Source organism: Chitinophaga sancti, assembly GCF_034087045.1.
Classification (GTDB): domain Bacteria; phylum Bacteroidota; class Bacteroidia; order Chitinophagales; family Chitinophagaceae; genus Chitinophaga; species Chitinophaga sancti_B.
This window is the reverse complement of sequence record NZ_CP139247.1, coordinates 2,944,044-2,956,596: the sequence shown is the minus strand read 5'-3', so window position 1 is coordinate 2,956,596 and position 12,553 is coordinate 2,944,044. Positions and strand designations below refer to the sequence as shown.

The 12,553-nt window shown below is 44.9% G+C and carries 9 protein-coding genes; 3 read left to right on the top strand and 6 right to left on the bottom strand.

What is annotated here, in order from left to right:
- Nucleotides 1–9: 9 nt before the first annotated feature.
- The 3 genes from SIO70_RS12315 to SIO70_RS12305 form a co-directional block, all read right to left on the bottom strand.
- Nucleotides 10–3,426: a TonB-dependent receptor gene (locus SIO70_RS12315; protein ID WP_320581156.1), complete on the bottom strand. Its 3,417-nt coding sequence runs from the start codon at nucleotides 3,424–3,426 to the stop codon at nucleotides 10–12.
- Nucleotides 3,427–3,586: 160 nt separating this feature from the next.
- On the bottom strand, nucleotides 3,587–4,549 hold the full coding sequence (locus tag SIO70_RS12310) for a FecR family protein (RefSeq protein ID WP_320581155.1): 963 nt from the start codon (nucleotides 4,547–4,549) through the stop codon (nucleotides 3,587–3,589).
- 32 nt (nucleotides 4,550–4,581) lie between these two features.
- Nucleotides 4,582–5,175: an RNA polymerase sigma-70 factor gene (locus SIO70_RS12305; RefSeq protein ID WP_320581154.1), complete on the bottom strand. Its 594-nt coding sequence runs from the start codon at nucleotides 5,173–5,175 to the stop codon at nucleotides 4,582–4,584.
- Nucleotides 5,176–5,416: 241 nt separating this feature from the next.
- Between SIO70_RS12305 and dnaG the strand changes: the two genes are divergently transcribed.
- Nucleotides 5,417–7,396, top strand: a complete 1,980-nt coding sequence (gene dnaG / locus SIO70_RS12300; RefSeq protein ID WP_320581153.1) for a DNA primase — start codon at nucleotides 5,417–5,419, stop codon at nucleotides 7,394–7,396.
- A 36-nt stretch (nucleotides 7,397–7,432) separates the two neighbouring features.
- Here dnaG and SIO70_RS12295 read toward each other — a convergent pair whose 3' ends face one another.
- The 3 genes from SIO70_RS12295 to SIO70_RS12285 all read right to left on the bottom strand — a co-directional run bounded on the left by SIO70_RS12295 (nucleotide 7,433) and on the right by SIO70_RS12285 (nucleotide 10,268).
- Nucleotides 7,433–7,924 carry a dihydrofolate reductase gene (locus SIO70_RS12295; RefSeq protein WP_320581152.1) on the bottom strand — a complete coding sequence of 164 codons (492 nt, stop codon included), beginning with the start codon at nucleotides 7,922–7,924 and terminating at the stop codon, nucleotides 7,433–7,435.
- Between the two features lie 29 nt (nucleotides 7,925–7,953).
- Nucleotides 7,954–8,748, bottom strand: a complete 795-nt coding sequence (locus tag SIO70_RS12290; protein WP_083720420.1) for a thymidylate synthase — start codon at nucleotides 8,746–8,748, stop codon at nucleotides 7,954–7,956.
- Between the two features lie 341 nt (nucleotides 8,749–9,089).
- Nucleotides 9,090–10,268 carry a proline dehydrogenase family protein gene (locus SIO70_RS12285; RefSeq protein WP_320581151.1) on the bottom strand — a complete coding sequence of 393 codons (1,179 nt, stop codon included), beginning with the start codon at nucleotides 10,266–10,268 and terminating at the stop codon, nucleotides 9,090–9,092.
- A 201-nt stretch (nucleotides 10,269–10,469) separates the two neighbouring features.
- Between SIO70_RS12285 and SIO70_RS12280 the strand changes: the two genes are divergently transcribed.
- Together SIO70_RS12280 and SIO70_RS12275 are read left to right on the top strand one after the other, a co-directional pair.
- Nucleotides 10,470–11,249: a DUF4974 domain-containing protein gene (locus tag SIO70_RS12280; RefSeq protein ID WP_320581150.1), complete on the top strand. Its 780-nt coding sequence runs from the start codon at nucleotides 10,470–10,472 to the stop codon at nucleotides 11,247–11,249.
- 26 nt (nucleotides 11,250–11,275) lie between these two features.
- Nucleotides 11,276–12,553: an MgtC/SapB family protein gene (locus SIO70_RS12275; protein WP_320581149.1), complete on the top strand. Its 1,278-nt coding sequence runs from the start codon at nucleotides 11,276–11,278 to the stop codon at nucleotides 12,551–12,553.

Sequence of the window (12,553 nt, the reverse complement as noted above, 5' to 3'; positions counted from 1 at the left end):
TTACTAAATTTAGAATGACACATTTAATCCGAAAGTGAAGGTCTTTACCTGTGGGTAATACCTGCTATCGTTTGGAGACTCCGGATCTATATCATTAGGCAGTGAAGAGAAGGTAAGCAGGTTAGCACCACTTACATACACACGGCATCTGTCAAATCCTGATTTACCCAAAATGTTGGATGGCAGAGAATAACCCAGCTGTACTGTTTTCAGACGCAGATATGCACCACTCCTTACCCAGTAGGAAGAAGCCTGGTAGTTCTGTGTAGTCGTGAGCAGTCTTGGGAAAGCAGCACCTGTATTGGTAGAAGTCCAGCTATCCAGGTGTTCTTCTCTGAAGTTACCATCGTTGCTGATAGGCGCTCTTTCTATGGGCATGGTCATGATATCTACTTTACCTACACCCTGGAAGAATGCAGAGAAATCGAAGTGCTTGTAAGATGCACCCAGGTTGAAACCGTATGTAAAGCGAGGCATGGTATTGCCGAGATACACCATATCACCACCTTTGCTATCCAGCGCCTGCGTGATGGTACCATCACCATTGATGTCTTTGTAGATCAGGTCACCAGGGCCAGTGGTACCAACGGTTTGCTTAGCATGGCCAGCTACCTGTTCTGCTGTCTGGAAGATACCTTCTGATTTATAACCATACAGCGCATTGATTGGCTGACCGGTTACAGTACCTGTGTAAATGTAGTTGGTGTTTGCACTGATCTGGTCAGTACCTTTTACATCCAGGATCTTGTTGTGTACATCAGAAATGTTGAAACCAACATTGTATTTAAATCCTTTGTCACCGATTGAGTTATGGTAGTTCAGACCCAGTTCCCAACCTATGTTCTGTACTTTGGCAGCATTCATAGCTGAAGGGCTCAGACCTACAGAAGATGGAATAGGCAATGTCATTAGGATGTTGTCTGTCGTTCTGTTATACCAGTCGAAAGTAACATCCAGTTTTTTCAGGATCGTTGCATCCACACCGATATCGGTCATAGTGGAAGTTTCCCATGTCAAACCACTGTTTGGATAAACAGATATACCCGCAGTTGGATTCAGCACACCACCAAAAGGATAGCTGCCATAACTATAGGTAGTCTGGTAAGGATAGTTGTAAGAAGTAGGATCACTTGAATTTACAACCACCCTGTCATTACCCAGCTTACCCCATGAACCACGTAATTTCAGATCATTCAGCCAGCTTATATCCTGCATAAATGATTCCTGTGATACTCTCCAACCCAGTGAGAAGGAAGGGAATGTACCCCACTTCTGGCCTTCAGGGAACCGGGAAGAACCATCACGACGAATGTTTGCTTCGAACAGGTACTTCTCATCGTAGTTATAGTTCAATCTGCCGAAGAAGGACACCAGGTTGTATTCCATAGCATAACCTGCTGTGCTCTGACCGGATTGTTCACCACCATTGAGTTGTGTGGTACCAGTTGCGAGATTCTTTCTGAAACCGTTCAGGTAATCGGTGGTTTCATTCAGTTGTGAAGCACCGCCTAACAATTTGAAATAATGTTTACCGATTTGTTTGGTGTATTCTGCCAATGCCTGGAAGTTTTTGAACCAGTAGCCCTGTGCTTCCTTGGTCAGATCGTTCTGACCTAACTGCAGAATTACGGAATTAGTAGGATGATCCGTATAATAATTCAACGTTTTGTCGCGGAGGGAGTTGTAATCAGACTGGTAGTTCACTGCTGCGGTACCTGTCAGTTTTAATCCTTTAACAAGGTCGTAAACGCCTTTGAAATTGCCGGAGAAGAGGTTACTCTTGTAGTTGTACAATCCACCTTCCTGCTGTAAACGGATGGGGTTCTGGCCACCTCTTACAATAGCCCAGGTACCATCTTTATACTTGTTCACCGTAAGTGGGTTGATCACTGCACCCTGGCCAAACTGGTACCATGCGGAACCAGATACGCCCTGTGGTTCATTTCTGTCATTCATACGGGCAGAGATGTCTGCACTGAATGTCAGTCGTTTGGTCACATTGATATCTGTGTTCAGACGAACGGTAATTCTGTTGAAGTCCATGTTGGTGATCAGACCTTTCTGATCGAAATAGTTTGCAGAGAAATGGTATTTCACATTTTCAGAACCACCTGCTATACCCAGGCTGTGTTCCTGTTGAAACCCGCTACCGGTCAGGATTTTCTTGAGCCAGTAATTGTCGGGGTAAAGATCGGTATCGCGGTTAGGGTCGTCGTAGGCAGAGATCTGGGAATCAGAATAAACCGCAGCGCCACCAGTGTTGATAGCTGATTGGTTTACCAGTTTCATGAAGTCCTTTGCACCTACATATTTTGCAAGACGGGCAGGATTCTGCCAGCCAAAATAATTGGAATAGCTCACTTTCGCTTTGCCGGTGACACCTCTTTTAGTGGTGATGAGGATTACACCATTTGCAGCTCTCACACCATAGATTGCAGCGGCAGCAGCATCTTTCAGTACAGAATAGGTAGCGATATCATTGGCATCGACATCGTTCATACTCATCTGCACCCCATCTACCAGCACCAGCGGATCAGTGTTGTTCAGTGTACCGACACCACGGATCTTGATTGTACCCTGGTCAACACCAGGCTGACCGGATGCAGTGGTAACGGTTACGCCCGGAGCAACCCCTTGCAGTGCTGTAGACACCTGGCCTACAGGTTTGGCGCTGATTTCCTTACCATCGATGGCGGTTACCGCACCTGTGAGGTTTACTTTTTTCTGTGTACCATAACCTACTACAACGACTTCAGACATGCTTGTCACATCCGACATCAGTTTTATATTGAAGGTCGTGGTACCATTTACAGGTACTTCCTGTTTTACATAACCGATAAAAGAGAATTCCAATACAGCGGTGGCATCCGGAACATTCAGTTTCCATGCACCGGTAGCATCGGTAGTAGTACCAATGGTAGTACCTTTTACCAGTACGGTAACGCCAGGAATGGGTTGACCTTTATCATCGGTCACCACACCAGTAACGGGTATGGCTCTCAGCGAGGTAGCAGTAATGGTTTCAGGAGTGATGGATGAAGAAGCGATTGTGTTTAAATCACCGTTGGAAGTAGTTGGCGTAGCAGGTTCATCATCTTGTGCAAAGATGATATAGAAACCTTCTCCGAGTTTTTTATAACGCAGTTTGTTAGGAACGGTAATAGTTTTCAGCTCATCTTCGAGGGAAGCTGTGCTTTCTTCTACGTTCGACAACTGCAATTTGGCCAGCTTGCTTTTGTACATGAAGTGTACATTGTACTTGAGCTCCAGCTTGTCAAGAACTGTTTTCAGCGATTTAGTCTGCGTTCTTTCGAAAGGAGCAGTGCCGGATTTCCCCAGCATAGCCAGGTCCTGGGCACTGGCAGGTATGTTGTTTAAACATACCATGCCCATAGCCGCCATAAAGGCACTAACGAACTTGTTCATGTGAGTGTGGTTTGTGTTACTGTTTTAAAAGACATAAGAAGCCCTGCTCCGCTATTGAGCAGGTGTGCTACTGCCTTTAAGCATGAATGAAATAAAAGCGCTGTTACTGTTGCATGCTGTTGTACACCAGCATACATCTCTTACGCATTGGTTGTTTTTCTTACTTTTTTTCTATTATTACTCTGTTGTTTTCCTTTTTGATCTTTACATGAAATAGTTCCGATAAACCTTCCAGCAACATATCCATGTGCTGACCGGGTACAGTGCCGGTGAACTGTTGGTGTAACAGAGAGGAGTCCCTTATCTCTACAGTTACGCCATAGGTATCTTCCAGTTGCTGTGCCAGCTGTGCGAAGGTGGCATTTTCAAAATGAAGATTGCGCTTAGTCCAGGAAGTATAGGTGAGTGTGTCTGTATGCTTCCTTTGTACAGTCTTCTGTTGCTGTTTGAATTCGACCAGGTCACCTGGCTGCATAACGATTGCTTTTTCTGGTTCTTCACTGCTATGCAGGCGGACTTTGCCTGAACTAAGTACTACCTGCATACGACCATGTCTGTCGATGAGATTAAAGGTGGTACCTAATACTTCTACCTGCATCCGGCTGGCAGTATTGACCAGAAAAGGCCGTGGAACGGGAGATTTCTGAACGGAGAACCAGGCTTCTCCTTCTATCCAGACTTCCCTGTTTTTTGATTGATCCCAATTATCATAATAGCGTAATGTACTATTGGCATTCAGGGTGATCACTGATTGATCTGGTAATACGACGGTACGTAGTTCTCCATAAGCTGTATGAATTACTTGAAGCTGTTGATGATGATAAAAGAAAACTCCTGCATAGGTCATCACTATCAACCCTGCGGTGACAGCAGCTACTTTTAGCATAGTGTAGATGCGGCGTCGTGGCTTGTAAGCGATGCTATTCATTACCGTTTCGTACAGTGCCGGCGATGCGGTGACATCACTTCCTTTTCCTTCTTCCAGGTCCTGCATGATCGATTCTTCCAGGTACTTTTTACCTTCATCCGTAGAGAACCAATCCAGAACAATTTTATATTCTTCTGGTGTGCATTGATCCTGTCTGAACTTTTGTAAAAGATGCTGGTCGATAAGCGGCTTCATATATAGTACTACACCTGAGGTTTAAGAAAGTATTATGTCCAGGAAAAAAAAAGTTTGTAAACGATTACAGAGAGGAGAAAAAGAAGTTTTAAAACTGACTTCAGGGTCTTGCTGGCCTGTGAATATTGGAACTTTACTGTATTGATACTCAATCCTAAGCGCTGGGCAACTTCTTCATTGGTGAGCCCCTGCTCGGATCTCATTTTAAAGATATGTTTCTTTTGGGCAGACAGGCTGTTGATAGCAGTATCCACCGCTTTTTTATAATCGTTGAATATGACAGAAGATTCGGTTTCCTGGTGAATTTCGCCTGCATTGTAGGTGATTTCATAGTTTTTGACAAGCATGCGCTTGTTATTCCTGATGAGGTTCAGAATATAGAATTTGAGGGTTTTGAACAGGTAGTTGCGTACCCCCTGCAACGGATCGAGTGCGTCTCTGTGTGTCCACAGTCTGACGAACGTTTCGTGCACAGCATCTTCAGCAGCCGCTGCGCTTTTCAGGTATTTGAATGCTACACTGTACAGTAACTGGTGATAAGTAGCATACAAGTCCTCAAATGCGGAGTGATCGCCGTTCTTCAGACGCGTGGCCAGAATTTGATCGTTGTTGATTTTTGATTCCATTCCGAGTTAGATAAAATTAGTCTGGTTATGGAACTTTATTAAATGTAAAATTACCCATTACAGGTATTTTTTTATCAGATAGCAGGGTTTGGGGTTGATTATAAAGGCATTACTCCTTTTTTTACGAAGGATAATAAAACAATAGCAAAATTCTTCTCATTTATATATAGGATTATTAAGGGTATATGAGTCAATTATGCAATATCGTATCGCACCCGGCCAAAAATGACTAATTTGCGGTGTGATATCGCAAGCAACCATACAACAGATTCTCGCCCGCATTGACATTGTAGAGATCGTCGGCAATTTCGTGAAGTTGAAAAAGAGAGGCGCCAACTACCTTGGCCTCTGTCCTTTTCACAACGAAAAAAGCCCGTCTTTTACCGTCACACCCAGCAAGGAAATCTACAAATGCTTTGGTTGCGGCGTCAGCGGAAATGCTATCAAATTCCTCATGGAGCATGAAAAATACTCCTATGTGGAAGCCCTCCGATGGCTGGCTCAACGCTACGACGTTACCATAGAAGAGACGGAAGTCAGCGCAGAAGTCAAGCAACAGCAGCAGCTGGCTGACAGTCTGTATATTATAAACAACTTCGCCAGGGAATACTTTTCTAATACACTTTTTAATACCGATGAAGGTCAGAACGTAGGTCTCAGCTATTTTGAGGAAAGAGGTTTCACGCAGGAAACCATCCGCAAATTCCAGCTGGGATACAGCCTGAACGTATGGGATGCCTTTACCAAAGCCGCCCTTGCCAAAGGCTATAACCTGGAATACCTGCAAAAAACAGGTCTGGTCACCATCAGGAATGAACAACCCGGCGATAATTACCGTGGCAGGGTGATCTTCCCTATTCATAACCAGAGTGGTAAAGTACTAGGGTTTGGTGCGCGTATTCTAGTAAAGAACGACCGTGCCCCCAAATACGTCAACTCCCCGGAAAATGAGATCTATGTCAAAAACCGGGTATTATATGGTACTTACTTTGCCCGCCATTCTATCGACAAACTGAATGAATGTCTGTTGGTGGAAGGTTATACCGACGTCATTTCCCTGCACCAGGCCGGGATTGAAAACGTGGTGGCTTCCAGTGGTACCTCCCTCACACAGCACCAGCTGCGCCTTATCAAGAAATATACTAACAACCTCACCATCCTTTTCGATGGTGACAATGCTGGTGTAAAAGCGGCATTGCGTGGTTTGGATATGGCTATTGAGGAAGGATTGAATGTGAAACTGGTATTAATACCTGATAAGGAAGACCCGGATAGTTATGTACAAAAAATAGGCGCAGACGCCTTCAGGCAATTTATTGCAGACAATAAGCAGGACTTCATCCTGTTTAAACTGCAAATTTCCATGCAGGATGCGGGTACTGATACGACCAAGAAATCCCAGCTGGTAAATGAAATTGCGGAGACCATCGCCAAGATCGATAAGACCGAGGACTTTACCAAACAACAGGATTATATCCGCCAGTGTAGCCAGGTACTGAAAATTGATGAACAAGGTCTGATCAACCTGGTGAATAAATTCATCAGAGAAAAATTCCAGAAAAAGGAACAACTGTTTACCAGAGACCAGGAGAAAAATACCTCTCCATCCGACGATGATCTTTCTCCGGAAGCTATTGCTGCCATGGAAGCCATGGAGAATGGTGGTGTAGTGTCGGACAACTTCTTTAACCCTGATGAACGACAGGAAAGAGAACTGGTGAAAATACTGCTCCGCTTTGGGGATAAACCATTTAGTGAAGAAGATAAAAATACTGTTGCCGACTATATTTTCCACCTGCCTTATGATTTTGAATCACTGGCAGATAATGAAATTGTAAAACGAATTCTGAGGGAGTATAAGCAAATGTATGATGAGGATAACCTGCCGGATAAGAAATGGTTCCTGTATCATGCCGATCACGATGTAACGGCTATGGTAGTACAGATCATGGAAGATAAAGAGGCAGAGCTGAGTCCGAAATGGAAAGAAGAATTTGAGATTGAAACGGTGTATGGAGATAATGCTTACCTGAAGGATACGATCTCTACTACGAATTACCTCATGCTACGAAAGATACGGAAGATGATTATGGAGAACCAGCAGGAGCTGGAGCGGGCTACGGATTTTGAGGTTCAGATCAATTGTATGAAAATGCATAAACACCTGAAGCAGTTAGAAAATGAGTTGACGAATGGATTGGGGACGGTGATATTCAGATAATTTAAAAGGCCGGGGCAATTGCCCCGGCCTTTTAAATTATTTCTCGCGTTCCCACACCTGGAAGGTCAGCGCATGTGCATGCCGTTCATCCTTCTCATGCCTTTCATTCTTCACCAGTTTCCACCCGGTCGGATCAAATACAGGGAAATAAGTATCCCCATCCACTTCCGCATGCACCCTTGTCAGGTACAATCTATCTACGATTGGCAAAGCCATTTTGAAGATCTCCCCTCCTCCTGTTATGAAAATCTCTTCTGTACCAAAGGTTTTCGCCTTTTCAATACCCGCTTCCAGTGAAGGCACCACAATCAAACCCGGGCTGCTATAATCCTGCTGACGGGTGATCATGATATTCGGTCTGCCTGGCAATACCCTTCCTAATTCTTCAAATGATTTACGCCCCATGACAATTGGTTTTCCCATTGTCGTGTCTTTGAAATATTTCATATCCACAGGCAGGTGCCATGGCAAATGATTATGAATACCGATTACATTATTTTCTGAAGCAGCAACGATAATAGAGAGCATGTAGATAATTTAATGGGAGGAATAATGACTTATACAGCTACCGGCGCTTTGATATGAGGATGGAACTGGTAATTTTCCAGCTCGAAATCTTCAAACTCAAAGGAGAAGATATCCTTTTTGTCAGGATTGATCTTCATTTGTGGTAGTGGATAAGGAGTGCGGCTCAGCTGCAGCTTTGCCTGTTCTATATGATTGCTGTACAGGTGTACATCGCCAAAAGTATGTACAAAATCACCTGGCTCCAGGTCACATACCTGTGCGATCATCATGGTGAGGAGCGCATAGGAAGCGATGTTGAAAGGAACACCCAGGAACACATCTGCACTACGCTGGTAGAGCTGGCAACTGAGGCGGCCATCTGCTACATAAAACTGGAACAGGCAGTGGCAGGGGCTGAGTGCCATCTCTGGCAGGTCTGCCGGATTCCATGCCGTCACGATAATACGACGGGAGTCAGGGTTCTTTTTGATCGTGTTGATCGCGTCGCTGATCTGGTCAATGACTTTACCATCTTTTGTTTCCCAGCTTCGCCATTGTTTACCATATACAGGTCCGAGGTCACCGTTTTCATTGGCCCATTCATCCCAGATCCTTACGCCATTGTCTTTCAGGTATTTAATATTGGTATCGCCCTTTAAGAACCAGAGCAGTTCGTAGATAATGGATTTCAGGTGCAGCTTTTTGGTGGTCACCAACGGAAAGCCTTCCTGGAGATTAAAACGTAACTGAGCTCCAAAGCAGCTGACGGTTCCTGTACCAGTACGGTCGGTTTTTACGGAGCCGTGGTCCAGAATATGTTGGAGTAAGTTGAGGTATTGTTCCATTCGGCAAAAATAAGGAAAAAAGAATCGCTTCCCGTGGGGGGTGGCTCCAATCGTTTTTCGATGCAACTTCGATGTAACTATACTACCACTTCATCATTAAAGGGTCATCAAAAGGGTACTAAAAGGGCACCTCAATATCCCAGGGATAATGAAGTGCCCTTTTGGTGTCCTTATGGTGCACTTATAGCACACTTATAGCACTATAGCTGTACCGAAGCTATACTATAGGTATACCGAAAGCAAAATGGGTGGTAGTGCTGTTACAGTCAGTAACAACAACATAGTTGTCATTTTAGGTTTCATAAATGGGATTTCTTCTGATACGACCCATTTATGAAATGTTACAATCCCCTTCTCTGCATTTCCTTACGCAGTAATCCCAATTCGCGGCCCATTTGTCCGGAGATGGAAGTATTTTCCTGTGCACGGCGAATGAGATAGGGCATCACATCCTTTACAGGACCATAAGGCAGGTACTTAGACACCCGGTAACCGGCATGTGCCAGGTTGAAGGTAATGTTGTCGCTCATTCCGTACAATTGGGAAAAGCTGACATGTGGGTGTTGGTGAGGTAGATCTTGTTGTTCCAGCAGCCGGGCTCCCAGCATACTACTATCTTCATTGTGTGTGCCAATGAAAACGGCGAGTTTATCCAGGTGTTGCATGCAGAAGTCTACCGCGGCGTTGTAATCCGTATCGGTAGCTGCTTTGTTCGGTTGGATGGGGGAAGGATAGCCCATATCCTGCGCACGTTTGCGCTCTTTTTCCATATAGGCGCCTCTTACCAGTTTTGCACCTAACAGGTATCCCTGTTGTTGTGCCTTCTGGAAGGAAGCTTTTAAAAACTCCAGTCGATCGTGACGATACAGCTGGAAAGTATTGTAAATGATCACTTTTTCTTTGTTGAACTGTGCCATCAGTATATCGGCCATGTCATCTACCGGTTGCTGTATCCAGCTTTCTTCCGCATCGATGAGCAGTCCTTTGTTGTATTTAGCAGCAGTCGCAGCAATGGTCTGGATTCGTTTTGTCACCCTGTCAAACTCGGCTTTTTCCTCATTGGAGAGGGTTTCGCCGGCATGCATTTTTTCCAGCAGGGAAATACGGGCAAAGCCGGTTACCTTGATGGCGATGAATGGAATGCTGGATTTGTCGCCGGCATATTCGATCGCCCGAATGAATTCCGGTACTGCATGGTCATAGTTCTCTTCCCCTTCCATGGCTTCTACGCCATAGTCAAGTGCCACGCCTACGTGGTATTTGTCCAGGGATTCAGCGGTACGGGCAGCTTCTTCCAGGCTTTCACCTCCGCAGAACTGATCGAAGATGGTGGTTTTGATGATTCCTTTTACGGGTAAATGCATCTTAAAGGCTAAGGGCGTAAGGGCTGCTCCCAGCTTTACCAGCCAGGGTTTGCCGATGTTACTAAACAGAAAGTCAGCTTTTTTCAATGCTTTATCCGTTCTGGATTCAAAGGCGATGGCGGTATTCTCGAATGACAAAGGTTGCTGCTTTTCCATGGGGCGCAAAGTTAAGGTCCCGCCCAACATCCACAACGGAGGGGGGCCCCTGCTTTTAGTCAGGTTTAGATAATATCAAAACAAGTGAAGTTTTAATTAAATAAATTGATAATAAAGGATCATTTTTTATTTGATCCCAATGGGGATACGGCCTATAATTTTTTCTTTATTTTTATACCTTCATCAAAATCAAAATTCCCAGTGCCTTTAAACAAAAAGTCCAGCATATGGCTGTTTATCATTCTCGTTCTTGTCTTAGGCGCCAATTTAATTGGCAGGTGGTATTTCAAACTGGGGAAAAAGCCGGCCCTGGCATCATTCAGAGAGGCGCAGGTCAATTATACCGCTCATGAGGGGAGCATGGGTACCCGTACCTCCCTTACACTGCCAGATAGTACTGAGATATTGCTGAATGGGAATTCTACCCTGCTGGTACCTGACAACTATGCACAAACACATACCTTATTGCTGGATGGGGAAGCCTGGATCAGCACTAAACATGCTATCAAGCTGGTTACCAATATTCTCACTATCACCAATAATGCCCCTGCCAGTTTCAGAATTCGCTGCTTTGAAGCACAACAGGGGGCAACTGCTTACCTGGGTAGCGGTACGGTACAGGTAGCTAAATCCTACCATTCTACTACTGATAATCAGGCAGAAACGCTAGGTATAGGCAATATGGTGCTGGCGAACAAAGAAATAGACCTGATGGAAAAGGAGACCTACCAGCCTGCAGAACTGGATCATTGGCTGAAAGGCGAATTGACCTTTTCCAATGTACCGTTTATGAATGCAATGCATACACTGGAAGAGTGGTATGGTACGGAAATTTATGTAGATGGAGATGTGTCGGGGTTACCTGCTGTAAATGGAAGTTTTCCTGATCAGTCACTGGAACAGGTGTTGCAAACGATGCAAAAATCAATGTCTTTTTCCTATCAGTTCAAAGGAGACAGGGTGAAATTGAAGGTAAAGTAATATTCATTAAAATCTGTTTTTAACCCATGGATGCATTCATGCACTTAGATGCGGCGCCCATCGCTTTGAAAATGGCAGTTTCCACTGGCATCGGCATGCTGGTGGGCATGGAAAGAAAATGGTCTCAAAAAGAGGCGGGTATCCGTACATTCTCAATAGTAGCCTTACTGGGTATGCTAAGTGCCGTGATCAGCGAGCAGTTTATAATTATCTCCATGATTGGCGTATTTCTGCTGGTCATTGCTATTAATGCACGGAGTCTGCTGACGGAAAAACAGGTTGAAATCACGACCTCTGCTGCCCTCATTGTTAATTGTGTGTTAGGGATTCTCGTGGGATTAGGCCATATCTTCACCCCTGTGGCTGGTGCGATTGTAATGACAATGCTGCTGGCCTGGAAATCAGAACTGAATAAATTTGCCGGGGGATTGCTGCCATCAGAAATCAGAAGTGCCATTTTGCTGGGATTGATCGGCTTTGTCATTTATCCTATCCTGCCTGATAAATATATTGATCGCTGGGAACTTTTCAATCCCAGTGATGCCTGGATCAGCATCATTGCCATTGCGGGTATTGGCTTTGTGAACTATGTATTTCTGCGGATCTTCAGTACGAGTGGATTGTACCTGGGTGCGGTATTCGGAGGATTGGTGAACAGTAGTGCCACCGTGGCAGAAATGAGCTCGCGGGTGCAAACATCAGGTCTCAGTTCGAAAATGACGACACTCTGCATGCTGACCACCATAGCCATGTTTGCCCGTAACCTGGTGATTGCCACCTTATTTTCTCCGGCCTCTTTATCGTCTACCCTGATTCCATTACTAGCCATGTCTATAGTGGCCGCTCTTTTTATATGGAGAGATAAGATCCATCAAACCCAAATGACGGAGGATACCGGCACGCTAAAACTTGCCTCTCCTATTTCATTGCCTAAGGTATTATGGTTTGGCTTATTGTTCATCCTGATCCAGGTAGGTGGCACCTTGCTGACAAGGGTATTTGGCTCATATGGTTTACTGGCTACCGGTGTATTTGGGGGATTGGTGAGTAGCGCCAGTACGACGGCCGCAGCAGCTACCATGGCCATGCACAACAGAATAAGTCCGGCGCTGGCAGGGAATGTAGCAATACTATCCTCGCTGGCAAGTGCAGTGGTAAACCTGCCGCTAGTCTGGAGAAATATCCAGGATAAAGGAGTGGTGAGAAAGCTTACGATAGAGTTGCTGGTTGTGCTGGGTGTAGGTATTATTTTAGTGATACTGGACAGGACCTTCCAGCTCTCAGAAATGCTTTTGAAATTATAG

What these genes read in the sequence shown, in the direction of transcription:
- SIO70_RS12305 (WP_320581154.1), bottom strand. Translation starts at nt 5,175, where the DNA reads ATGGAATCAAAAATCAACAACGATCAAATTCTGGCCACGCGTCTGAAG.
- SIO70_RS12295 (WP_320581152.1), bottom strand. Translation starts at nt 7,924, where the DNA reads ATGCTCTCTATTATCGTTGCTGCTTCAGAAAATAATGTAATCGGTATT.
- SIO70_RS12315 (WP_320581156.1), bottom strand. Translation starts at nt 3,426, where the DNA reads ATGAACAAGTTCGTTAGTGCCTTTATGGCGGCTATGGGCATGGTATGT.
- SIO70_RS12310 (WP_320581155.1), bottom strand. Translation starts at nt 4,549, where the DNA reads ATGAAGCCGCTTATCGACCAGCATCTTTTACAAAAGTTCAGACAGGAT.
- SIO70_RS12285 (WP_320581151.1), bottom strand. Translation starts at nt 10,268, where the DNA reads ATGGAAAAGCAGCAACCTTTGTCATTCGAGAATACCGCCATCGCCTTT.
- SIO70_RS12275 (WP_320581149.1), top strand. Translation starts at nt 11,276, where the DNA reads ATGGATGCATTCATGCACTTAGATGCGGCGCCCATCGCTTTGAAAATG.
- SIO70_RS12290 (WP_083720420.1), bottom strand. Translation starts at nt 8,748, where the DNA reads ATGGAACAATACCTCAACTTACTCCAACATATTCTGGACCACGGCTCC.